This is a genomic window from Spirosoma sp. KUDC1026 (assembly GCF_013375035.1).
In the GTDB taxonomy this organism is placed as follows: domain Bacteria; phylum Bacteroidota; class Bacteroidia; order Cytophagales; family Spirosomataceae; genus Spirosoma.
Map to the genome: position 1 here is coordinate 1,748,541 of NZ_CP056032.1, position 24,257 is coordinate 1,772,797.

The 24,257-nt window shown below is 52.3% G+C and carries 23 protein-coding genes; 13 read left to right on the forward strand and 10 right to left on the reverse strand.

Annotated features, from left to right (window positions below):
* Positions 1 to 8: 8 nt before the first annotated feature.
* The 3 genes from HU175_RS07490 to HU175_RS07495 form a co-directional block, all read right to left on the reverse strand.
* On the reverse strand, positions 9 to 263 hold the full coding sequence (locus HU175_RS07490) for a hypothetical protein (protein ID WP_176565999.1): 255 nt from the start codon (positions 261 to 263) through the stop codon (positions 9 to 11).
* Between the two features lie 17 nt (positions 264 to 280).
* On the reverse strand, positions 281 to 409 hold the full coding sequence (locus tag HU175_RS24945; protein WP_255433119.1) for a hypothetical protein: 129 nt from the start codon (positions 407 to 409) through the stop codon (positions 281 to 283).
* 339 nt (positions 410 to 748) lie between these two features.
* Entirely contained in the window at positions 749 to 1,618 is an 870-nt protein-coding gene (locus HU175_RS07495; RefSeq protein WP_176566000.1) for a glucose 1-dehydrogenase, read from the reverse strand.
* 169 nt (positions 1,619 to 1,787) lie between these two features.
* Between HU175_RS07495 and HU175_RS07500 the strand changes: the two genes are divergently transcribed.
* Positions 1,788 to 3,386 (forward strand): serine hydrolase domain-containing protein, encoded by a 1,599-nt coding sequence (locus HU175_RS07500; RefSeq protein WP_176566001.1) that lies wholly within the window; start codon positions 1,788 to 1,790, stop codon positions 3,384 to 3,386.
* Positions 3,387 to 3,442: 56 nt separating this feature from the next.
* Here HU175_RS07500 and HU175_RS07505 read toward each other — a convergent pair whose 3' ends face one another.
* Positions 3,443 to 3,850 carry a c-type cytochrome gene (locus tag HU175_RS07505; protein WP_176566002.1) on the reverse strand — a complete coding sequence of 136 codons (408 nt, stop codon included), beginning with the start codon at positions 3,848 to 3,850 and terminating at the stop codon, positions 3,443 to 3,445.
* A 390-nt stretch (positions 3,851 to 4,240) separates the two neighbouring features.
* On the opposite strand from HU175_RS07505, the gene HU175_RS07510 reads away from it, so the two are divergent.
* The 7 genes from HU175_RS07510 to HU175_RS07540 all read left to right on the forward strand — a co-directional run bounded on the left by HU175_RS07510 (position 4,241) and on the right by HU175_RS07540 (position 13,196).
* A complete protein-coding gene (locus HU175_RS07510) occupies positions 4,241 to 7,255 on the forward strand; it encodes a SusC/RagA family TonB-linked outer membrane protein (protein WP_176566003.1) in 3,015 nt (1,004 codons plus the stop codon).
* Positions 7,256 to 7,268: 13 nt separating this feature from the next.
* The gene (locus HU175_RS07515) at positions 7,269 to 8,768 is read left to right on the forward strand and encodes a RagB/SusD family nutrient uptake outer membrane protein (RefSeq protein WP_176566004.1); all 1,500 of its coding nucleotides are present in this window, start codon (positions 7,269 to 7,271) and stop codon (positions 8,766 to 8,768) included.
* Positions 8,769 to 8,864: 96 nt separating this feature from the next.
* Positions 8,865 to 10,274, forward strand: coding sequence for a glucoamylase family protein (locus HU175_RS07520; protein WP_176566005.1), 1,410 nt, complete (start codon positions 8,865 to 8,867; stop codon positions 10,272 to 10,274).
* A gap of 187 nt (positions 10,275 to 10,461) precedes the next feature.
* Entirely contained in the window at positions 10,462 to 10,998 is a 537-nt protein-coding gene (locus HU175_RS07525; RefSeq protein ID WP_176566006.1) for a CD225/dispanin family protein, read from the forward strand.
* Between the two features lie 7 nt (positions 10,999 to 11,005).
* Positions 11,006 to 11,383: a DUF2752 domain-containing protein gene (locus tag HU175_RS07530; protein ID WP_176566007.1), complete on the forward strand. Its 378-nt coding sequence runs from the start codon at positions 11,006 to 11,008 to the stop codon at positions 11,381 to 11,383.
* 115 nt (positions 11,384 to 11,498) lie between these two features.
* Positions 11,499 to 12,656, forward strand: a complete 1,158-nt coding sequence (locus HU175_RS07535) for a DEAD/DEAH box helicase (RefSeq protein ID WP_176566008.1) — start codon at positions 11,499 to 11,501, stop codon at positions 12,654 to 12,656.
* Positions 12,657 to 12,683: 27 nt separating this feature from the next.
* Positions 12,684 to 13,196: a thioredoxin family protein gene (locus HU175_RS07540; protein ID WP_176566009.1), complete on the forward strand. Its 513-nt coding sequence runs from the start codon at positions 12,684 to 12,686 to the stop codon at positions 13,194 to 13,196.
* A 29-nt stretch (positions 13,197 to 13,225) separates the two neighbouring features.
* Here the strand turns inward: HU175_RS07540 and HU175_RS07545 are convergent, their stop codons facing one another.
* The gene (locus tag HU175_RS07545) at positions 13,226 to 14,914 is read right to left on the reverse strand and encodes a VRR-NUC domain-containing protein (RefSeq protein WP_176566010.1); all 1,689 of its coding nucleotides are present in this window, start codon (positions 14,912 to 14,914) and stop codon (positions 13,226 to 13,228) included.
* A gap of 50 nt (positions 14,915 to 14,964) precedes the next feature.
* Between HU175_RS07545 and HU175_RS07550 the strand changes: the two genes are divergently transcribed.
* From HU175_RS07550 to HU175_RS07570, 5 genes are all read left to right on the forward strand, one after another.
* A complete protein-coding gene (locus HU175_RS07550; protein ID WP_176566011.1) occupies positions 14,965 to 15,963 on the forward strand; it encodes a DUF2157 domain-containing protein in 999 nt (332 codons plus the stop codon).
* On the forward strand, positions 15,950 to 17,125 hold the full coding sequence (locus tag HU175_RS07555; protein ID WP_176566012.1) for a hypothetical protein: 1,176 nt from the start codon (positions 15,950 to 15,952) through the stop codon (positions 17,123 to 17,125). The genes HU175_RS07550 and HU175_RS07555 overlap by 14 nt, the downstream gene beginning before the upstream one ends.
* Before the next feature lie 44 nt (positions 17,126 to 17,169).
* Complete coding sequence (locus HU175_RS07560) at positions 17,170 to 17,367, forward strand: type II toxin-antitoxin system VapB family antitoxin (RefSeq protein WP_176566013.1); 198 nt, start codon at positions 17,170 to 17,172, stop codon at positions 17,365 to 17,367.
* A complete protein-coding gene (locus tag HU175_RS07565) occupies positions 17,368 to 17,778 on the forward strand; it encodes a PIN domain nuclease (protein WP_176566014.1) in 411 nt (136 codons plus the stop codon).
* 73 nt (positions 17,779 to 17,851) lie between these two features.
* Entirely contained in the window at positions 17,852 to 19,042 is a 1,191-nt protein-coding gene (locus HU175_RS07570; RefSeq protein ID WP_176566015.1) for a phosphoglycerate kinase, read from the forward strand.
* Positions 19,043 to 19,141: 99 nt separating this feature from the next.
* Here the strand turns inward: HU175_RS07570 and HU175_RS07575 are convergent, their stop codons facing one another.
* The 5 genes from HU175_RS07575 to HU175_RS07595 form a co-directional block, all read right to left on the reverse strand.
* Positions 19,142 to 19,972 (reverse strand): helix-turn-helix domain-containing protein, encoded by an 831-nt coding sequence (locus tag HU175_RS07575; protein ID WP_176566016.1) that lies wholly within the window; start codon positions 19,970 to 19,972, stop codon positions 19,142 to 19,144.
* A gap of 72 nt (positions 19,973 to 20,044) precedes the next feature.
* Entirely contained in the window at positions 20,045 to 20,575 is a 531-nt protein-coding gene (locus tag HU175_RS07580) for a YbhB/YbcL family Raf kinase inhibitor-like protein (RefSeq protein WP_228724357.1), read from the reverse strand.
* A 243-nt stretch (positions 20,576 to 20,818) separates the two neighbouring features.
* Positions 20,819 to 22,288, reverse strand: coding sequence for a tetratricopeptide repeat protein (locus tag HU175_RS07585; protein ID WP_176566018.1), 1,470 nt, complete (start codon positions 22,286 to 22,288; stop codon positions 20,819 to 20,821).
* A 92-nt stretch (positions 22,289 to 22,380) separates the two neighbouring features.
* Entirely contained in the window at positions 22,381 to 23,133 is a 753-nt protein-coding gene (locus HU175_RS07590) for a zinc ribbon domain-containing protein (protein WP_176566019.1), read from the reverse strand.
* A gap of 16 nt (positions 23,134 to 23,149) precedes the next feature.
* The gene (locus HU175_RS07595) at positions 23,150 to 24,250 is read right to left on the reverse strand and encodes a Nif3-like dinuclear metal center hexameric protein (RefSeq protein WP_176566020.1); all 1,101 of its coding nucleotides are present in this window, start codon (positions 24,248 to 24,250) and stop codon (positions 23,150 to 23,152) included.
* Positions 24,251 to 24,257: the final 7 nt, after the last annotated feature.

Below are 24,257 nucleotides of genomic sequence, written 5' to 3' on the forward strand. Positions count from 1 at the left end.
TGAGACTATCAAGCAGGCACTCTGATACAATTCGTTGTCGGAGTGCCTGTCTCGTTTTTGACGGTTTGCAGGTAGATCGCTTCGAGTTCGTTGGCCGTCAGATTGGCGGTGGGCAGGGGAGAATAGCCTCCCAGTAGGCGCGTGTACGCGTCGGCTTGTAAGCTAACACGGCTGAGCAGCATCTGTTGACAGGGGTAATACCCTGCCTGCGAGGCAAAGAAATTCAGGTTCTCCAAGCCACTCAGGGTCGGGTACAACAGCATCGTTTCGGGCGGGTAAGCTAGAAATTTTTGGTTTCCTGTGGGTATTCGGCGCCGTTCTGCCCCAGCAGGCAAAAAATTTCGCCGGGAGAAACAGTCAGATTTAGTCCATCGAGGGCGGATGATGCGTTGGTCGCTGTTTGCAACATGTCATTTTCTTTGTCAAATTTTTGCCATTATAAGCCTGCAAGAAATCGTCGGCTTTCTTTGTATACTGAAGACTCCTCCTTTGGACCAAACGCCCCAGTTGGAATACAGCTGTGTTGCAGACATGACGGAAAAACAATACGCAGTTCATCTTTTTTGTACTGACGTTGCAATAAGGGACATTCAAAAAGAAAGCCTGATCTAACGTAGCGATCAGCAAAAAGAAATACCCGGTCTATCTCACTTGGGCGAATCCAGGTCATAATAACAAAAGCCGCTCCCCAAGCAAGAGGAGCGGCTTTCTGAACGGTCTATAGCCTTCAGAAGATACGTTGGTTCATTTAGGCATTACCACCGTTCACGTCAAGCAGGCTACCAGTAATGTAGCTACCGTCTTCCGACGCCAGTAGGACGTAGGCAGGGGCGAGTTCTTCGGGCTGGCCGGGGCGTTGCAGAATTGTTTTCGAAGCAGCCTGCTTAACGCCGTCCGGACCCATACCAGCGCCGGGTAGAAACGGCGTGTAAATAGGACCTGGTAGTACAGCGTTTACCCGAATTTTCTGTTCGCCTAGTTGTGTCGCGAGCGATTTTGTGAACGCATGAATGGCCCCTTTCGTCGATGCATAATCGACCAGCTGAGGCTCTCCTTGCTTACCAACAATGCTACCGGTGTTGATAATCGAAGCGCCTTCTTTCAACTGAGGTAAGGCAGCCTGCACCATGAAGAAATAACCTAAAATATTGGTGTCGAACGTACGCCGGAGCTGCTCCTCAGAAATATCCTGAATCTTTTTCTCGATGTGCTGGTAAGCCGCATTATTGACCAGAATATCAAGCTGGCCAAACTGACTCACGGTTTTGTCAACAACGTCCTGGCAGTTGGCTTTCACCCGTACATCGGACGCAATGGTCAAACAGGTCGTGCCGAATTGTTCAGCCAGCCGTTTGGTCTCCTGCGCATCTTCTTCCTCTTCGGGCAGGTACATGATTGTTACATTAGCTCCTTCTTTGGCGAAGGCAATCGCAACGGCGCGACCGATTCCTGAATCACCACCCGTAACGATGGCTACTTTTCCCGCTAACTTACCCGCTGCTTTATAATTGGATAAATCACTATCGGGTTCTGGGGTCATTTTGGCCTGAATAGCCGGAAATTCCTGGACTTCACTTTTCAGCTCTTCGGCTGTCGGACGAGATTCTGTCTGTGACATTTGATTAACGGTTAACGTTGAATGAAGCGTCTTTGCAAACGCTATTAATTAATCTCTTTGTCTATAGGTTTTGTTAACAAAAAAATGATTTTCGCCGACTAATACGTCCATCTTTGTTAGGCCAGGCTGGAGATACGGTAGAATTACTCAGAAGGGCGCTTTGCTGGACATGAGCATCACTCGTAGAGACTTCATCTTACAGCTTGGCCTGGGTGCAGCGGGCCTGAGCCTGTCGACCGGATATACAACTGCTAATCCGTTGCTGTTCGCGCGAACGGCTGGTCTGCCCCGTAGTTTGCCCGAAACGCAGGGCGTGGCCTCGCAGGGGCTACTTGACTTTGTCGATGCCGTAGAGAAAGCCAAACTTAATCTGCATAGCCTGATGGTATTACGTCACGGCCATGTCGTGGCCGAAGGCTGGTGGGCACCCTACGCGGCTCAGTACAAACACACGCTCTACTCGCTCAGTAAAAGCTTTACGTCAACAGCCGTCGGAATGGCGATCGGTGAAGGCAAGTTCACGCTGAATGATAAAGTCGTTTCTTTCTTCCCGGAGGACGTACCAGCTACGGTCAGCTCGAATCTGGCAGCCATGACCGTACAGGATCTGCTGACCATGTCAACCGGCCACGACAAGGATACGACGTCGGGTATGCTGACCACAAAGGACGGCAACTGGGCAAAAGCGTTTCTGGCCCAACCCGTCGACCACAAGCCCGGTACGTTCTTCCTGTACAACAGCGGGGCTACGTATATGCTGTCGGCTATCGTGCAGAAAAAGACCGGCCAGCCGGTGCTGGATTACCTGAAGCCACGCTTGTTCGATCCACTCGACATCAAAGGAGCCGACTGGGAAGTTGATCCAACTGGTGTTGATACGGGCGGCTGGGGACTGCGGGTAAAAACCGAAGACATCGCTAAGTTCGGTCAGTTGTATTTACAGAAAGGTGTCTGGCAGGGCAAACGACTATTGGCCGAATCCTGGATTGCCGACGCAACCAAATCCCACATTCAATCGAAAGGCGGATCGCGGAAGGCGGAAGAAAACGACTGGCTACAAGGCTACGGGTATCAGTTCTGGCGGTGCCGGAACAATGCCTACCGGGGCGACGGTGCGTTCGGTCAGTACTGCATTGTGATGCCTGATCAGGATGCTGTGGTTGCTATTACGTCCGAAACTGCTGACATGCAGGGGATTCTGGATCAGGTCTGGAACCATATTCTGCCCGCTCTAAACGGGAAAGGTATAGATAGCGACAAAAAAGCCGTACAGGCAAAGCTAAAGCAGGAGTTAGCGACGCTTTCGTTTATTCCCCCGACTACGCTGGAACCGAAAGCGACCGTCGACAGGGTGAGCGGGAAAACGTACCGGATTGCTGACAACAGTCTAAACATCAAAAGTGTACTGCTGAAGTTCAAACCAAACGAAGTGCGGTTTACAATGCAAGATGAACAAGGGCCCCGGGACGTACTGTGCGGGCTGGGCGAGTGGCGGGAAAGTACGACGGGCCTGTCACCACTGCCGCTCAAACTGGTACCGACCAGCGTACCCAATGAGAAAACGACAACGCTTTATGCAACCGGAGCCTGGCTCGATGACCAGACGTTCAGTATGATCTGGCGATTCATTGAAACCGCCCACTACGAGCGTGTTACGTGTACCTTCCAGGGTGACACCGTTCAGGTCGAGTTTAAGAAAAGTCTGGCCATTCTCAACCCGGACACGAAAGATAGTCGCCCTACAGTACAGGGCCAGCTTAGTGCCTAACCCCAACAAAAAAGCCCTTCTGTGTAGAAGGGCTTTTTTTTAACAACAAGATGACCTTACGATTTTTTCGTGGTCGTTTTCTTCGTAGTAGTACTTGATTTCTTCGTGGTTGACGATTTCTTAGCGCCACCATCCAGCGAGTTGATCCAAACGGCCAGCTTCATCGCATCTTCTTTAGGAACCTGCTTCATCGGCGCCATTGGTGGGTAACCCGGCCAGTGGCTTGGAACTGGATTGTAGATCAGGTTAACGATCTCCTCGTTCGAGTAATTTTTCTTGGCAACGTCTGCGTAAGCCGGACCAACCAGTCGCTGATTTGGGCGGTGACAGGCAATACAGGTGTATTTGCTCATCAACGCATTCATGTCAGCTGGAATATCAGCCGTAGGCGCCTGAGCGTTCGAGTCAAAAGATGCCAAAGCTAGGGTAGCTGTAGCAAACAGAAATCCGAATGTTTTTTTCATGAGAAATCGGGTAAGCAATAATTGGTAAATGTTACACAACAGGATGCGGGCGAAAAGCACAAAAATAGATTCTTCCCACGATAAGCCAATGATAACCCGGCTTTTTCCTAGTAAAACACTTGTTGGACAATTGTTTCTTAAAATCGTTTAATCAAATGCCAAGAAAACTTTTCAGCCTCATTAATTTTTGCCGGGCTGAAAATAATTTTAGAGTAGAGAAAATTCGATTTTGGATTTAAAAGTGACACTATATGATAAATAACGGCAAACAATATTCTGAACAAAGTTGTATAATTAGATTTTTAATTAAAATGTTATCAAAAAAGGTTTAAATAGTATTAGGGTAAGTCTTCTTATTTTTGGTGCGCCAAATTAAATTTTAACTCAACTATGAGAAAACTGAGTTACCTACTAACTATTTTATGGCTGTGTCTTTACGGGAGTGTTTACGCCCAAAATCAGCAGATTACAGGCCGAGTCGTCAGCAAATCTGACAAACAGGGGCTGCCAGGGGTTAGCGTTCTGGTGAAGGGAACAACGACCGGAACCGCTACCGATGTTGAAGGAAACTACCAGCTGAACGTTCCCAGTGGATCGGTGCTGCAATTCAGTATGATCGGGATGACCAGTCAGGAGGTGCCGGTTGGTAATCAAACCACGATCAACGTTGAACTCGGCGACGATGCCCGGGCGCTGGAAGAGGTTGTTGTTGTGGGCTACGGTACCCAACGCAAAATCGACGTAACCGGCTCGGTGGCGCAAATCAAGGGCGAAGAGCTGGTTCGCCAACCCGTACTATCTGCTACGCAGGCCCTGCAAAGCAAAATGGCTGGGGTGCAGATCATCAACTCGGGAGCGCCTGGTCAGGCGCCTACTGTTCGGATTCGCGGAACGGGTACGCTGCTGGGGGGAGCCGATCCGCTGTACGTAGTGGATGGAATCATTACCGAAGACATCCGGAACATCAACACCTCGGATATTACGTCGGTTGATGTCCTGAAAGACGCGTCGGCCACGGCAATTTATGGGGTTCGGGCGGCTAACGGCGTTGTCCTGATTACGACGAAACGGGGTAAAACGGGAGCTCCCAGCGTTTCCTACGATGCTTACTTCGGTATTCGTACGCCCGCCTACCGGGTCAGGATGGCGGATTCGCAGCTGTTTGCCGAGTACAACAACGAAGCGTTCCGGTACGACAACCCGACGGGTGCGCTGCCGTTCGATGCGGCATCCGCGAACACGGCCAACACCGACTGGTTCAAGGAAATTACCCGCACGGGATTCCAGCAGAATCACTCACTCTCGGTGAGTGGTGGTACCGAAAAAACGACGTATCTGTTCAGCGCCGGTTACTTCACCGAAAAAGGGATTCTGAAAGGTACCGACTACAACCGGCTGACGCTGCGGCTGAACAACGAATACATCCTGTCGCCCGTCCTGAAACTGGGTCATAATCTGAGTCTGGCAAACGACAACTCGAACCTGTCGAGCACGACTGATCCGGCGCTGCCGAGCACAACCGCCTATAGCGCGTTCACGAATGCGTACAAACAGGCGCCCCTGGTGCCCGTTCGTAATGCGGATGGTTCGTACGGCTATACGGCCCGCAATAACGTAGCGAACCCGGTTGCTCAACTGGATTACACCAACTACAACGCCAAAGGACTGCGGCTGCAGGGATCGTTCTACGGTAATCTGACCGTATTGAAGAAAATCATCCTGCTGTCGAATTTTGGGATTGAAAGCAACACCAACCGGGCGTATAATTACAATCCGGTTTATCAGGTATCTGCCAACCAGCGTAATCTGACAAGCGAGCTATCCGTAGGGCGCTCGTTCAGCTCGCGCTGGCTCTGGACCAACACGGCGGAGTACAGCAACACGTTCGCCGAGAAACACACCCTGAAAGTGCTGGCCGGTTACGTGGCCGAACGGTTCCAGAACAATATTTTACAGGCTACCCGCCAGGACGTACCGCCCCAGTCCAATTATTTTTATCTAAACACGGGGAATGCCTCAACGGCAACTAATAGCGAGTCAGGAAGCATCCAGACGCGGCAGTCATACATCGGCCGGGTAAACTACAATTACTCGGATCGCTACCTGTTCACGGCTACGGCCCGTTACGATGGTTCCAGTAAATTTCCGGCCAACAATCGCTGGGGCTTCTTTCCATCGTTGGGGGCGGGCTGGGTGCTGAGCGAAGAGCCGTTCCTGCGCGGTAAAACGCCATTCGATCAACTGAAAGCACGGGTGAGCTGGGGGAAAACCGGGAACGACCGGATCGATCCGAGTGCTTTCCTGTACACCATCGCCAGCGGCCTGGATTACGCGTTTGGACCAAACCAGACGCTGCAGCAGGGACGTACCATCACAAATCTGATCGACCCCAATCTGCATTGGGAAGTAACGACCGGGACGGACATCGGCCTGGAGTTTGCCCTGGCCAAGAACCGACTGACGGGGGAATTTACATACTACAACAAACGCACGAGCGACGCCCTGTTCACCCGCCCCATCGACGCCATTTTCGGTGACGTTGACGGTGCCTACCTGACCAATGCCGCCAGTGTTCGGAACCAGGGTTTTGAATTTGCGCTGAACTGGCGGAACAGCTCGAAAAGTGGATTCCAGTACAACGTAGGGGCTAACGCGACCATCAACCGGAACCGGCTGGAAGACGTACAGGGCGGCTTGCCGATCAACGAGGGCGGTATCGGAAACGGTCAGTATACCACCCGGACGGCCGTAGGTCAGCCTGTAGGTAGTTTCTGGGTATGGCAGACCAACGGAATTTTCCAGACGCAGGAAGAGGTGAATAGCACGCAGGCCAAAATTCAGGGTAGTAAGCCGGGTGATTTCCGCTACGTGGACCAAAACGGCGACGGCGTCATTGACGACAACGACCGCGTATTTGTCGGCTCGTACCAGCCGAAACTCTACTTCGGTATAAACGGTGGCTTTACGGTGCACAACTTCGATTTCTCGACCGACTGGTACGCCAATTTTGGTAACAAGGTCTATAACGGGAAGAAGGCGCAACGCTTCGGGAATGAGAACATCGAAGCCTCGCGCGCTGATCGCTGGACAACAACAAACCCCAGTAACACAGAGCCCCGCGCCAGCAATGCCGTGCCTATTTCGTCGACGTACTACGTCGAGTCGGGTTCGTTCTTCCGGGTGAATAACATCACGCTAGGCTACACACTCCCAAAATCAGCCGTGTCGAGTCTGAAAGTGAGTCGGGTACGGTTCTACGTAACGGCGCAGAACGCATTGACGATTAAGGCGTTCTCGGGCTATACACCAGAACTGCCGGGTTCAAACCCACTCAACGCCGGTATCGAACTGAGCACCTATCCGGTTGCTTCCTCGTATCTGGCAGGTCTGAATATTGGCTTTTAAGTAAACAACGCAGATGAAAACTTTACAGAAACTTCTCACCTATACGTGTGTTAGCGGACTGATTGCTGCCGGTGGCTGCTCGACATCCTTTCTGGATGTACCGCCCCAGGGGCAGCAGACGCCAACAGATTTCTTCTCCAGCAATGCCGATGCCGCAACGAGTCTGGTAAACGCCATTTACTCGAAGATGCTTGACTGGAATTTTCACTCCTTTTCCTGGAATGGGGTTACCAGTATAATCTCGGATGATGCTGATAAAGGCAGTTCGCCGGGGGATACAGGTACGGACAAAGACCAGCTGGACAATTTCACATTCTCGGCTTCCAGTATTTCGTTCAACGAGGTGTGGGGTGGGCAGTACGAAGCCATTGCCCGGGCTAACCAGGCGCTGGACAACCTGCCCGCGCTCACGATCAACGATACGTTGAAAAATCGACTCATTGGCGAAGCCAGTTTCCTGCGGGCTTACTGTTATTTCAACCTCGTTCGCTCGTTTGGTGGTGTACCCCTGATCACTAAAGTAGCTGATCCGACGAACCAGAACGACATCCAGAACGGTCGGGTACGCGCTACGGCCGCACAGGTATATACCCAGATTGAAAGCGATCTGGCAACGGCGGTCAATAATCTGCCCGAGAAATCGCAGTACAACTCGGCCGATCTGGGCCGGGCAACCAAAGGCGCTGCCAAAGCACTACTGGCGAAGGTATCAATGTACCAGAAAAAATGGAACGTAGTGCAGCAGCTTACCGACGAAATTATCGCGTCGGGTCAGTACTCGCTGCTGCCGAACTACGGCGAACTCTGGCGCGAATCGTCGGAGAACGGCGTCGAGTCGATTTTCGAGATTCAGGGCCGGGGTGTAACGCCGAACAAAGGGGTGCAGGGGTACTTCGAGTCGCAGGGTGCCCGGGGTGAAAACGGCTGGGGCTGGGGCTTCAATACGCCCTCGCAGAACCTGTTCGATGCCTACGAAACCGGTGACACCCGGCGTGATGGCACGATTATCCGCAAAGGAATGACGCTTTGGGATGGCCGGGTTGTTAGCGCGAACGCCGAAAATCCGTACTACAATTACAAAGCGTATGTGAGCCTGACGCGGGAAACCAACAACGGCAGCACCTGGGAAACGAACAAAAACGTTCGGATTTTACGCTACGGCGAAGTACTGCTCATGAACGCCGAAGCCGCCAACGAACTGGGCCAGTCAACCAAAGCGCTAACGTCGCTGAATCTGGTTCGGGCGCGGGCGCGCGGTGGCGTAACGGGCGTTTTACCGAACGTAACGACCACCGCCCAGGCCGATCTACGGCAGGCGATCTGGAAAGAGCGCCGGGTTGAAATGGCGTTTGAGCACGATCGGTATTTCGATCTGGTTCGTCAGGGCCGGGCAGCCGCCGTGTTCCAGGCGCTGGGTAAAAACTTCGTAACGGACAAACATGAACTGTTCCCGATTCCGCAGCCACAGATTCAGTTGAGCGGTGGCCAACTGACCCAGAATCCGGGGTATTAATTGATTTCATCAAACGAAGGAGAAAGATGTGAGACGAAAGATCAACCTACTGTGTGTCTTTCGTCTCACATCTTTCTCCTTTTCTCGCTTTAACGTATGAAATATTTACTAGGCATAACGCTGCTAGTCGCCAGTCTGACCACGGTTCGCTGCCAGCCGAAAAAACAGGCCGTAACACCCGCTCCAGCAGCCTACTCTCTGTCGGGATCTGATCAGACGTTTCTGGATAGTTTGCAACGCGATACGTTCCGATATTTCTGGGAAACGACTAACCCCGAGAACGGCCTGGTTCCCGATCGCGCGCCATCGAACTCGTTTGCGAGTATTGCCGCTGTTGGTTTTGGCCTGACGTCGTATCTGGTGGGTGTTGAACGGGGCTACATCATTCGGGCACAGGCCGCCGATCGTACGCTGAATACGCTTCGCTTTTTCGCCAGTGCGCCCCAGTCCGACAAGGCGACGGGTGTAGCGGGCTATAAGGGTTTTTTCTACCATTTTCTGGATATGAAAACCGGTGAGCGCTTCAAGCAGGTCGAATTATCGACGATTGATACGGCGCTGCTGCTAGGTGGTATTTTGAGCGCGCAAAGTTATTTCGATCAGAACAACACGACCGAAGCCGAAATCCGCCAACTGGCCGATCGGATCTACGAACGGGTCGACTGGGCATGGATCACCAATCACAAGCCATTTGTGTCAATGGGCTGGCATCCCGAATCCGGCTTTATTAAAAGCGACTGGACCGGTTATAACGAGGGGATGCTGCTCTACGTCCTGGCGCTTGGCTCGCCAACGCACCCGGTCAGCAATGACGTCTGGAGCGCCTGGACGAAATCATATCACTGGGCTACGTTCTACGACCAGACGCACGTGAACTTCGATCCGCTGTTCGGTCATCAGTATTCCCATGTCTGGATTGATTTTCGGGGAATAAAAGACGAGTATATGCGCGGCAAGGGCATCGACTACTTCGAAAATTCGCGCCGGGCTACTTACGCCAACCGGGCCTACTGCGTGGCTAATCCGTCCAACTGGCAGGACTATGGCCCAACGATCTGGGGCCTGACCGCCTGCGATGGGCCGAGTGATACATTAGCCAATGGACGACAGTTCTTTTCCTACCGCGCCCGTGGCGCTGCCAGTACGCAGATCGTGGATGATGGCACGATTGCACCCACGGCGGCCGGTGGATCGATGGCCTTTGCCCCGGAGATTTGCGTACCCGCGTTGCGGGCTATGAAAAGCAAATACGGCGCAAAACTCTACGGTGAGTACGGTTTCCGCGACGCCTTTAACCCAACGTATCACTACCCGGCCCGCGTTTCAAATGGAACGACAGCGAATGGCTGGTTTGATGTCGATTATCTGGGTATCGACCAGGGGCCAATCCTGCTGATGGCGGAGAACCTGCGGTCGGGCTTTATCTGGCAACTGATGCAGAAAAATCCGCACATCCGTCGCGGACTGACTAAAGCCGGTTTTACCGGCGGTTGGCTGGCACAGTAGTACGGGCGAGAAGTAAAGGCACAAAATAAATTCCTGTCGGACCGCCGTTGATACGCTGAGAATGAATCCTTTTCAGCGTATCAACGGTAATTCAGCAGGAATTTATTTTTCCCTGAAAACTTCAGCTCGGTCAATAGGTTGGTATTGGCTTTTTACTACTTTGCATCCGTTCATTTACCACCCATACATGAAAAACTATTATTACCTGAACGGTAATCAGCAAATTGGTCCTTTTCCGGCCGAAGAGTTTAGTAAACAACCCGTTGGGCCTGATACGCTCGTCTGGGCCGACGGCTTACCTGACTGGAAACGCCGGACCGATGTGCCGGAAATAAATGCCTTGTTTCTAGGGCAGCAGCCTACTACGCCACCAGCCTATCCGCTACAACAAGGGGGATATCCGACGCAGGGGTATCAACAGCCTTATCCGCAGCAGGGCTATGGCAGTATGCCGATGGGGCATATACCACCCAAAACCTGGCTGGTCGAGTCTATTCTGGTTACGTTGTTTTGCTGCCTGCCCTTCGGAATTGTGGGGATCATTAATGCGTCAAAAGTAGAGAGCCGGTTCCGGATGGGCGATATGCAGGGAGCCAGACATGCGTCCGATGAAGCTGGCCGCTGGACCAAAATTGGCTTTTTTGTGGCAATAGGCGGCTGGATTATCTACATGGCGCTTATCTTCCTGGGTATCGTAGCGGGCATTGGTAGCAATCAGTATTAGTAACGACATGCTGGTGAAGCGCCTGTTGATTTTGACGGGAGTTGGGGCCGCACTGGTGCTGTATTATCAAGTCAATCCGGCAGTGGCAACCTTCTTTCCTCCATGCCCGTTTCGCTTACTAACGGGTCTGCCGTGTCCTGGTTGTGGTTCACAGCGCTGTCTGCATCAGTTGCTGCACGGTCATGTTGATGAGGCATTTGCGCTGAATCCTTTGCTGGTGTTGTCGCTGCCTTATCTACTCGTTGGCTTCGTGGTAGAATACAGTTCGTTACGTACCCGATTTCCGCAGTTTCGACAACGGTTATACGGCCGCGTGGCTGCCTGGATTTGTTTTGGCCTTGTAATGCTCTATTGGTTTATCCGGGTATGGTTCTTCAGGCGTTAACACGTTCGACTACCTGAATGCTCATTCAGAACAGCATGCCGGTAACTTCTACCCGCCAGTTGCGCACGATTTTCTTTTAAAACCGTTTAGGAAAATAGATTATCGACTCTTTTCATTGACTACAACGACCAACCCTTTTGGTGAACTCGGGCTGTCCCGCGCCCTGACCGATGCCGTCGCCAGACAGCAGTACCCACAGCCGTACCCCATTCAGCAGCAGGCTATACCGGCAATTCTGGCCGGTAAGGACGTATTGGGCATTGCGAAAACCGGCTCGGGAAAAACGGCGAGTTTTGTGTTGCCCATTCTCCAGCAGTTTCTGAACCGGAAAATTGCTTCCCGGCCAGAAGTTCGGGTACTGGTGCTGGTGCCCACCCGCGAACTGGCCGGACAAGTAGCCGAGGTATTCCTGACGTTCAGTGAACGCCTGCCGAAGCCGCCTAAAACGGTGGCCGTGTTTGGTGGGGTATCGATCAATCCGCAGATGATTGCGCTACGTGATGCGGAGATTCTGGTGGCCACGCCGGGCCGACTGCTCGATCTGCTGGCGTCGAATGCTACTGATTTGCTATCGGTAGAAACCCTGGTTTTGGACGAAGCCGATAAGATGCTGGAACTGGGCTTTGCGGAGGAGATGGACAACGTACTGGCGCAGGTGTCCCGCCATCGGCAAACAATCCTGTTTTCGGCAACGCTGGGCGACGCCATTCAGACGATCCGCGAGAACCTGTTGAAAAATCCCGTCAAAATAGAAATCGCCGAGCCGGAAGAGAACCTGGACCTGATTACACAGCGTGCTTACCGGGTCGAAGCCGAGCGCAAAGGGCCATTGTTACGTTACCTGATTAAATCGGGCGAAATGAAACAGGTTTTGGTGTTCGTTTCATCGACCCGCACCGCCGACAATCTGGTTGTCAAACTCAACAAGAACGGCATTCAGGCGGCAGCCATCCACAGCGGCAAAACGCAGGGAGCCCGTACCGACGCGCTGGCCCGGTTCAAAGCCGGCCGGCTGACGGTACTGGTGGCAACCGATCTGATTGCCCGGGGAATCGATATTCAGTTGTTGCCTTACGTAATCAATTTCGAGTTGCCCCGCTCGCCCAAAGATTACGTGCACCGCATTGGACGCACGGGTCGGGCCGACGCCACGGGCGATGCTATCTCGCTGATCACACCGGACGACGAACACCATTTTAAGATTATTCAGAAAAAAATGGGCAGGCGCGTGGAAATCTTAGAATCGGAAGCGATTAATTTGCAGGGTTACTAATTACTTCACTATCAACCTATCTGACAAATGAAATCACTATTCTTAGCCGTTACATTGCTGGTGGCCTCATTCGGCGTTAGTCAGGCCCAGGAATCCGCCAAAGTGCCCGCGCCCCACATTTATAACCCGCAGGCTGATGCCCAGCAGGACATCAAAAATGCCGTCAGCAAAGCCAATAAGGAGGGTAAGCACGTCCTGCTTCAACTGGGCGGTAACTGGTGTGTCTGGTGCATCCGGTTCAACAACCTGACCACGACGGATACGACTTTGAATCGGTTGCTGAAGCAGAACTACGAAGTAGTGCACGTGAACTATAGCCCCGAGAACAAAAATGAAGCTACGCTGGCACAGCTCGGCTACCCCCAGCGGTTTGGCTTTCCGGTGTTTGTGGTGCTCGACGGAAAAGGAAACCGGATTCATACCCAGAACTCAGCCTACCTGGAAGAAGGAAAAGGCCATAGCCCCAAGCTGGTTGCTGAGTTTCTGCAGCAATGGTCGCCAACCGCAACGGACCCAAAATCGTACGTATCGAAGAAATAGCGCCTTATTTTCTACCGCCAGGTAGGGATTCAGGCCTCCCAGATAACCCGCACAACTTTACCGCGCACGCCGATGGTCTGGAAAAACTCCAGCCAGTGCAGTTGCTGCGGGCCGAGGTGATCCGTAGGGGATTTGACCTCGACAAAATCATAATCGCCCTGTTCGTTCCAGACCAGCAGATCAGGGAAACCCCGGCTGTGTTCGCGAACGTTACGTGCCATTTCCAGTAAGATCAGGCCGAGTTGCTCCGCGTCGAGCAGTTCGATCATGCGCTGCACCAGCGCCAGCAGTTCATCTGACCAGTCGACCAGCACATTCGTAATACCGTGTTTCGCGTTGAACATGCGTCCGGTATGGCGTCGCCAGTCGTCTTTCGTCTGGAGTTCGGCCAGCCGCTTTTTAAACAGTTCTTCGCGCTTGAGGTAAAAATCGGGCAGGTAAAAGTCCGACGGAGCCCGTTGCAGCGGATGATGAATCGCTGATACGGTTGTGTCGTAAATGATGTCCCAGAAAACCAGGCCAAACAGGCCGCGCCACGGATAATTCTCGGTAAAAGCTGCGTCGTAGCCGCGCTCCAGATAGTAATTCATGACACCCGCTTCAACATGGTGCCGGTAGGCCGCCGGAATGTCGACGCTGTCGGCGTCGGAGAGAAAGCGGGTCGTGGCTTTGCGAGTACGTTTTTTTTCGCCAATTCCCAGAATCTTGTCGCGGAAATCTTTCGCAAAGTACCGCTCCTCGGCGTTGAGGGGACTCATCGCAATTTCATCACACAGGGCCAGCGCTTCATCGACCGAGCCGTTTTTAAACAGCAGCCGCACCCGCCGTTCCCGCGCCGGTACCTGATCCGAGAGTTCATAAACCGTCAGCGCCTGCTCAGGCAGTTTTTGCCGCTCCAGATAGGCTCCTACTTTGCAAACCAGTTTCTGGTACCCCGGCTGGGCAATAGGGGCGAGGTCGGGCAGGGTTTCGTTCCAGTTCAGAAACCAGTTATACACATCTTCGGCCGGGATCTCACTTTCTTTGAGGTGGTAAAATTCCTCGTTCGTGAGCGAGATCAGCAGTTTGTCTTCCACCTCTTTACGGGTGCGGAAGCGGGCCGTCATCTTACTTTCGTCGTGCCGTTCGAAATTGACCATGCCCAGGTCGCGCACCACAAAATCGGTCATGCTGCCGCCCCGGTTGCCGAAGAACAGGTACTTGATCATCATGACTTCCGCTTCAAAGTTCATCTTCACGACGGTCTCGCGCGTGGTCAGGCTCGTGATGGTTTCGCCAAAATCAAGTTCGCGCAGCGCGTACTGCACTACGCCTTCTTTCTTCTCTTTGGCGAGTGGTTTGATCTCTTCGGGCGCTAGTGGTAACAATTCGAGGAGCTCCGCTTTAGTGAAAACGCCAAGGGCCAATTCACCGAAATGCTCATGATTTCGGGCCAGTAACTCGATAAAACCGGCCGTAATCAGCTCATCCACCGCGGCCGGTAGGCTTGTTATCTCGTTATACTGTAGCTTACCAACCCGAAAAAAGAGTCCGGTGCGGTTGCTGAAGCGTACGTACAGGCACTGGGCGTCCGGGCTGAGCTGCTCGAATCGGTTAATAAAATCCCACTCGGCCTCATTCAGTAAGTTGCCGTACAACCGTCTGACGAAGGCAAGTACGTACTGAAAATTGTCGAGGTAATACCGGGGTGTCAGGATGACTTTTTGTTGTCCAATCATAGATGGCAACCCATGGATGGGGTAGTCAGATAACAAAAAAAACACGGTTTATGTCCCCAACGGATGCGCTGGAAGCATTAAGAAAGAAAGGTATTTTGACCGACCTGCAAGCAGACCAACTGACTGACTATGAACAGAAAAAACCATTCTCGTTGCACTGGGAACTGCGCGCATTGCTGTACGTTGGTATTCTGTTACTGAGTGCCGGGCTTGGTTTCCTGATTTATGATAACATCGACCAGCTGGGTCGAGGGGCACTGCTGGCAGCCATGGGAGCGGGGTGCCTGGCGAGCTTTGCCTTTGCCTGGCGCTTCCGGCCGGACTGGACGCTGGAACATGCTAAAAGTCGTTCGTCCTTCGGCGATTATGCCCTGCTGCTGGCCTGCCTGCTGTTTTTGACGCTGGAAGGCTACGCGCAGTACGCCTACACGCTGTTTGGCACCCGCTATGGGCTCGTTACGTTATTACCTGCCGTGCTGTTTCTGCCGCTGGCCTACCGCTTCGATCACCGGGGCGTACTGGGTATGGCGCTGACGTCCCTGATTGCCTGGGTCGGCGTAACGGTTCGGCCGTTGGAGCTGTACATCAAAACCAACTTCTTCGACCAGCGAACCGTTTTCTCCGCCATTCTGCTGGCCTTGCTGTTAATCGGCATTGCCCTGACCCTCGAACAGCGCCGGATCAAGGCCCATTTCACCTATACATATCTGACTATTGCCGGGAATCTGCTTATGGTGGCGCTGCTGGGCGGGCTGTTTAACTTTGAAAAGCTACGGCTGGTGTTTGTACTGGGATTGTTTGCGGCCTGTTTCCTGCTGGACCGCTACGGTCGGCGACGCAGTAAAGACCACGGGGGTTCGTTTCTGTTTCTGCTGATGAGTGCTGTGTACGGCTACATCGGTCTGACGTATTTATTCTTCCACTATCTGCATCCCGTCAAGTGGGGAGACGGCCTATATTACTGGTATTTTATCCTGACCGGAATTGCGCTCATTGCTTACCTGATGAGCCAGTTCCCCAAAGCTAAGCCAACCCATGAAAGCGTATAACGAAACGTGGATTTATAACCGCGAGATTGTCCGCCAGGCTGATAGCTGGTGCCGCCGGAATCTGCTGACGAACGAACAGATGGAGGCCATTCGACGAACCTATCCTATCGGGTTTCAGCAAACGAATGGCTATATCGAAATTGGTTTGTTCCTATTTACAACGGTAACCCTCCTGGGGACCTATCTGCTGGTGAGCACGTTTTTTCCTTCGCTGGTTAATACGCAGGCATCGTCCAGCGTGTTCAATCTGATTTTTGGGGCGTTGGTAGCCGGGCTGGGCTGGATACTGATTCAGCAGCGGCAACTGTATCACAACGGAATCGACAATGCCTTTGTCGTTATGCAAACCGGTTTTCTGGTATTTGGTATCAATCAGTTGTTTCCCCCCGGCCTCTCCGTAGCGACGCACTGTCTGATTTCGCTGCCGTTGCTGCTGCTGGTACTGTGGTATTACGGTGATACGTTGATTACGTTTTTTACTGTAGCTACGACTTACGTAATGGTGTTCGACTGGCTGCTTGATATCGACGGAGGGCGTGCCGCCTTACCGTTCGTTACGATGGGGCTTTCGGCCGCGCTTTACGTACTGGCCCGCCAGGCAAACCGACTGTCAGGCCAAACACCGTACTACGCCGACTGCATCAGCCTGACCCAATGGTGCGCCTTGATTGGCCTGGCTGCCAGCAGTAATTATTTCGTCGCCCGCGAGATAAACCGACTCCTGCTCAAACCCATTCCGACCGACGCACCAGAACTATCACTGGCGTTTCTGTTCTGGATCTTTACGTTCTGTATTCCTGGTGCATACCTGCAGATCGGTCTGGCTCGAAAGAATCGGATGTTGATTATTTTGGGTGGATTGGGGTTGGTGGGGGCCGTCATGACCCTGCATCACTATCTGCAATGGGTGTCGCTCAATGTAGCGCTCATCTTTGGTGGGCTGCTGCTGATTGGCCTGTCGATTGCGATGATTCAATACTTGCGCCAGCCACGAAACGGCTTTACCGACGTAGCGGACGACGATTCGCCCGACGAGTTCTTCCTGAGTCCGGAAGCGCTGGCAGCCGCCCAGACGGTGACTGGCGTACCCCATAACCATAATGACGATATCAAGTTTGGCGGTGGAAATTTCGGCGGTGGTGGCGGTTCGGGAAACTACTGATGGTCAACGGAATTGATTAGATTTGTGTATAACGATAAGAAACAATGCAGACAACGATCGACATAAACGATGACCTGCTCCAGAAGGCCATGGACATAAGCCAGTTGACGGATAAAAAGCAGGTCATTGAACTGGCTTTGAAAAGCTACGTATCATCTGGCCTCAATTATCAACGACTATTGGACTTACGGGGTAAAGTTGAGTTCTGGGATGATGAGGAGTCGCAAACAACTCAGCGTTAGATGGATTCATTGTTGGTTGACACGTCAGTCTGGATTGACTGGTTAAACAAGAAACGTGTCGATACGTGGCAGACAGCATTGCTGGATAGGTATTTTCTGCGTCAAAAACCGGTTTTCATCACTGCTATAGTGCTTCAGGAGGTACTACAGGGAATTTGGGAGGATACATTGTATGAAGACGTAAAGCATGTTCTATCCGACATGATCATGCTAACCCTCGATCCCGTCGAAGCGGCTATCGGGGCGGCTGACCTTTATCGCTCACTACGCAAAAAAGGCGTAACGATTCGCAAGCCGAACGACTGTCTGATTGCCTATTATGCCCTGATGCACGGCCTGCCGGTGCTGCACAATGACGTTGATTTTGATCAGATTGCGCGCTATACTACCCTGCGGGTTGTGGACTTGTAAGTAAACTTCCTGCCTGCGTATGCCGAAAAACCGCTAAGTTTGGCCCCGTAAACCTAACGACATACGCAGTCGCATGAAAACCGTAGATTCCTACAATTTCGCTGGCAAAAAAGCCCTCGTTCGGGTGGATTTCAACGTTCCCCTCGACAAACAATTCAACATCACGGACGATACCCGCATCAAGGCGACCATCCCGACCGTCATGAAAATTGTGAACGATGGTGGCTCAGCCATTCTGATGTCGCACCTGGGGCGGCCAAAAGGCGGTCCCGAAGAAAAATATTCGCTGAAACATATTCTGCCCGCGCTGAACGAAGCCTTTGGTCGCGAGGTGAAATTCGCTGACGATTGCATCGGTCAGTCAGCTACTGATCTGGCTGCAGCGTTGCAGCCGGGTGAAATTCTCCTGCTCGAAAACCTGCGTTTCTACAAAGAAGAAGAGAAGGGCGATGAAGAGTTCGCCAAGAAACTGGCGGCTCTGGGTGATGTTTGGGTAAATGACGCGTTCGGAACGGCGCACCGCGCTCATGCCAGTACGGCCGTTATGGGTCAGTTCTTTACCGACCGCGTAGCTGGTTACGTGATGCAGGCCGAGCTGGACAACGCCAAAAAGATTCTGGACGAAGCAGAACGCCCATTCACGGCTATTATGGGTGGCGCGAAAATCTCCGATAAAATCCTGATCATCGAGAAACTGCTGGACAAGGTCGACAACCTCATCATCGGTGGTGGTATGACCTATACCTTCACGAAGGCGCAGGGTGGTAAAATCGGTAAATCGCTGCTCGAAGCCGATAAGCAGGATCTAGCGCTGGAACTGCTGAAAAAAGCCGAAGAGAAAGGCGTAAAAATCTACATGCCGGTTGACAATGTCTGCGCCGACGATTTCTCGAACGACGCCAACCGCCAGACCGTGAAAACGGGTGAAATTCCGGATGGCTGGGAAGGACTGGACATTGGCCCCGAAACGATCAAGCTGTTCACGGACGTCGTACTAAACTCAAAAACGATCCTCTGGAACGGTCCGATGGGTGTGTTCGAGTTCGAGAATTTCGCGACGGGGACAAACGCTATTGCGGAAGCGGTGGTGAAAGCAACCGAAGAAAACGGTGCGTTCTCGCTCATCGGCGGTGGCGACTCAGCTTCGGCGGTGAACCAGGCTGGCTACGGCGACCGCGTGAGCTACGTATCGACCGGTGGTGGTGCCCTGCTGGAATATATGGAAGGCAAAACCCTGCCGGGTGTTGCCGCGCTGGAAGCGTAGTGCTTCTACTGACGTAATGCTTTCTGAACGAACAACCGTGCGCGAGTGCGGTTGTTCGTTTGTTAATGGACATACACTGTCTGCAGGACGGCTACGTACTCAGTTCGATAACTGATACTGTTTGGGTGTAACGCCGTATACCTGCTTGAATGATTGAATAAAACTGGATAGGTTTTCGTAACCAATCTCGTAATAAATGTCACTGGCTTTATGGTCGCCTTGTTTCAGCAACTGAGCTGCTTTCTGCATTCTTTTTTCCAGCAACCATTTGTTGGGCGAGGTACCATAGACCCGGGCAAACCGACGCTTAAAGGTAGACAGGCTGGTGTGACACAAAAAAGCCAGTTCCTCCACCGTAACCGACTTGCCAATGTTGGCCGTTACCGCCTGCCGGATCAGCCTGTCGTCATCGGCTTCCTGACTCATATACCGAAGCTTTTGTAACTGTCCGGGATAGTGTTCGCCCAGGTACAGCAACAGCTCGTCGAGTTTAACCAGTCGCATATTGGCTGATACTGGCTGACCACCGGCCAGCATGTAGCTGAGCGATTCGATGAAATGATTCAGGAAGGAGTCTTTGTCAAAGAGCAGAAACGGTTCCTTACGAAATCCGTCGGCTTTACGTTCTAGCGTTCCTGAATGTCTGGTGAAAAAATCGGTTAGTACGTTTGGGTCGAAGAAGAGCAGAATGCTCCGGTAATTACCGGACTGCGCTGCTATTTTTTCGCTCATCAGGCAATTGCCAGCCGAGAGCAGGAGAAACTGGTCGGGCCTGATCCGTACGGTCGTACCGGCGTACTGAACGGTCTTTTCGCCTTCCAAAAGAAAACTGAACAGATTCTGCTGCAGGCTGATCCGATTCTTGACGCTGGCAACCTGAGAATCATAGCGAATGATTGAAATGGATTCTGGGTCGTTCTGAGCGTTCATATACTTCGCTAATTTACAAAAAAGGACCTGCCCGGTAATTATGCAAATACCGGGCAGGTTTCCATCAGCTGGTCATCGCTTCTGGCCGTACACCAGCAGAGATGCTTTAGCCAACGTGGCAAAATGCATATTGAATCCTACTAAAGCGGGCGTAGCGTTTTTATCCAGATCCAGTTTTTGACTGAGCGCATAGACTGTAATCAGGTACCGATGGGACGGACCTTCGTTAGGGGCAGCGCCAATGTAATCAGGTGCTCCCATATCGGTGTTGCTTTGTACAGCTCCGTCAGGTAGAAGAGTTTTTGACAGGTCCCCAGCGCCCGCTTTGAGCTCGTGTACGTCAGCCGGAATATTGAACACGACCCAGTGCCATAAGCCGCTGCCGGTTAGTGCATCCAGATCATACATCGTTACCGCCAGACTTTGTGTTCCCTCGGGGGTGTTTTCCCAATACAATTGCGGAGATTGGTTCTCACCCGTATAGCCCATGCCGTTCGCGTAGTGCTTATTGGCCAGTTGACCACCAAGTTCCTTACTCTTCAACGTAAATGTTTGCGCCAATGGGTTGCTATCTGATAGATTGGCTGCGGTTTCTGTTGCCATCGTCATACTGATTTAATGTTGAATTACTGCACAAAGGTCGGTGCGATGACGGGCAGAAAACGATAGGCAATCGTTCAGAAAGTGTTGCTAAACGTTCAAGTTTTTGACTCGTATATGTCTCCCGGTTGACTTGTTACCGTATTAAATCAGGCCCTGACTACAAACAGGACACGTCTGGACAGTAGGTAAAGCTCGGTACCAGTCTGATAAGTAGGCGCCAGGGTGTTAGAATTCTATAAACCACTACAACCCATTCAACCCCGCCTTCGCTTTGTTGTCAATGCTGTTTTTATACTCGTGGTGCTTGAAGCTGAGCGCCTTCTGGAAGAACGATCGTGCGCGAGGGCGGTCGTTTTTTTGCTGGTAGATATAGCCCAACTGCAGGGCCGACGTAGCACCGAAGGACAATTGCTCATCTCGTGCGGTTTCGCAGATGGCCAGAGAGCGTAGCAGAGCCGGAATGGCTTTGTCGGGTTCGTCCCGACGTTGGTAGATGCGGCCCAGGCGGTAGTTGTATTCGGCTTTCTCAGCCGTTGTCGAAAAGCTGGCTTCGGTGTAGGGACGCAGATACGTCAGGGCGCTGTCGGTGAAGCCGCCATCGGACGACAATCGAGCGCGCATCAGGACTTTCTGACCAGCCGAACCGCCCCGTTTCAGATAGGCTTCGGCAAACTTCTGCGCGACCTTATCCGACTCAACCGTGGTGCGGCCAACCGTGATTACTTTTTGCAGCAGCGGACGTGTTTTCTCGTCGGGCTCGTTGGCCAGCCAATGGCAGAGGAACAGTTTGTAATACGAATCCTTCAGAAAATTGCGGCCCCGGTACGTGCGGAGGAACTGATCGTAATGCGAGCGGGCCGTTACGTATTGCCCTTTTTGACTAAACAAGTCTCCCAGAATATTTTCGATGATGGGCAGCGGCTGGTAGGCCGCCCCCGTTGGACGACTGGCCAGGTACCGTAGGGCCTTTTCGCCGTGACCTGCTTTCTGCTCGATCGTTGCCCCGAAAAAGTGCAGAAGCAGGTTGTCGGGATGGGCGCTGACGAGTTGACGTAGCGTTTGTTCGTCGGCCTCCGTAAACGTCAGTACGTACGCCCGAACCATCAGATCAATCAGGCGGGCTTCCAGACCAAACGTTGGGTCCTGCTGCGCCCGCTGAAGTTCCTGCTGCCCCTGCTGACTATTGCCCCGGAGACCGAGCAGATTGGCCACCCAGACGTAATTTTCCGGAACGGAGCCGATCATGATGTGCAACGTACCCAGCGATTTATACGTCGGCAGAAAGGTCGGGAAGCGCTTCTGATTTTCGGCCAGGAGTTTATACGCCCGGATAACATCCCAGCTGGCGCTGAGTTCTTTCCCGAATTTGAGTTTGGCAAAGGCCCAGTGTAGTCGAATTTCCGCCTGAAAAAATCGCTGCCAGGGTGAGTTTTTGTCCAGGTCATTCAGCGCATCGAGTCGTTCATCCTCCCGGTCGCTGTATTGGGCAAAGAGCCGGTCGTCGTCCGACGTAACGAGCGTCAGCATATCGGCATAATCATCAAGAAAAATTCGGACACCATTGCCGGCGCTTTCGGGATCGATACGTTGCCGGGGGGGCTGCACCTTCAGTTCCTGTAAGTCCACATACGCCTGACGCAGTCCCGGAGTCCAGGAAACGTTCTGGCTGTAGGCCATCTGAATGCACAGCAAACCGAGAAGCAGGTAGCGCATGGGTAAAAGAAGAGGTGATCAATAAACCAGAAAAGGTCGCCTGAACGACGACCTTTTCTGTACTGTCAGTACGTACCGGACAAGCTTTCTGCTTAGCGACGACCCGTGGTAGCTGGTTCGGGAACGCCTTCAACATCGGCGAAAATCCGGCCGCAATGTTCGCAGACGATGATTTTCTTTTTGTCTTTGATGTCGGCTTGCCGCTGGGGCGGTACTACGTTGAAGCAGCCACCGCAGGCACCCCGTTTTACCATCACAACCGCCAGACCGTTCAGCGCGTTACCGCGAATCTTGTTGTACGAATTCAACAAACGCGATTCAATGGTCGTTGCCTGATCGTCACGTTGTTTAATGATTTCTTTCTCTTCTTCCTGGCTCTCCGACGTGATCTGATCCAGTTCCTGCTTTTTCGCTTTCAGGTCTTCTTTACGCTCATTGAGGGCTCCCTGAGTCGTTTTGATTTCCTCTTCTTTACCGCGAACGCGGAACTGCGATTCGTTGGTCCGTTTTTCGGCCAGTTCAATCTCCAGGGACTGAAGCTCAATCTCCTTCGAGATCGCGTCGAACTCACGGTTGTTGCGGACGTTCATCTGCTGCTCCTTGTACTTGGTGATCAGCTTCTCAGCGTCTTTTTTAGCAACGCGGTTGCGCTCGACTTCTTCTTCCAGCGTCTTGATTTCGGACTGGAACTTACCAATACGGGTTTCGAAGCCGGCGATATCATCTTCAAGATCGCGTACCTCTTCCGGTAAGCTCCCGCGGATTTTGATGAGTTCGTCTAGTTGAGAATCAAGAGATTGCAGTTTAAGAAGAGCATCTAATTTCTGCGCAATCGTAAGTTCCATTCGGATGTATTTAGTTCTATACGAAGTATCGGACTGGGTTTGTGCCAGTCTCCGATAAAATTACCGCAAAAGTAGTGAATTTTTTAGCTAAATGCTGGCTAATTAACTCTTTTGTAAAGACTTCGCTTTCATAATGACCAATATCGCAGATCGTAATCCGCCCATCGGCGTCGAAAAATTCGTGGTATTTATAGTCTGCCGTCACAAAAACATCGGCTCCGGCACGTAGGGCATCATTTAATAAAAAACTGCCTGCCCCCCCACAAACGGCAATTCGCTGAATGGGTTTATCCAGCAGGGCCGTATGCCGGATCAGGGAGAGGGCCATTTTTTCTTTCAGATAGGCCAGCCAAGCCTGGCCATCCAGTGACTCCGGCAGATCGCCTACGGCCCCCGAGCCAACCTCCTGATTCTGGTTATCGAGGCCGTACACATCATAGGCAACTTCTTCGTACGGATGCGCTTTTCGTAAAGCCGCCAGAATGTTTGCCTGCTGGTGGGTCGGAAAAATCACCTCGATCCGGTCTTCCGGTTCCAGATGGTCCTCGCCAATCTTACCAATAACCGGATTCGCCTGCTCGTTGGCCTTAAATGCTCCCGTACCAGCCGTTCGGAAACTGCAATTTTTGTAGTTGCCTACGTTACCGGCGCCTGCTTCGTGCAGCGCATCGAGCACCCGCTGCGTATCGGCCGTGGGCGTGAACGTTACCAGTTTGCTCAGCACCTGGGTTTTAGGCGATAGAATCTGCACGTTCTGCAGGCTTAGTTTATCGGCAATCTTGTAATTAACGCCACCCTGTACACTGTCCAGGTTGGTATGTGTTGCATAAATGGCTACGTCGTTTTTGATGGCTTTAATCACTGTTCGTTCGACGTAATTCTTACCATTCAACTTTTTCAGACCCTTAAATACAATGGGGTGATGCGCCACAACAACGTTGCAGCCTTTGGCGATGGCTTCGTCGATAATGGCCTCCGTTGCGTCGAGCGATACCAGTACGCCCGTGATGTCTGCAGTAGGGTCGCCCACAATCAGGCCAGCGTTGTCGTACGATTCCTGGTAGGCGAGGGGGGCCAGCGTTTCCAGATAGGCGGTTAACTGACGGATCTGAGGCATAAAAAAA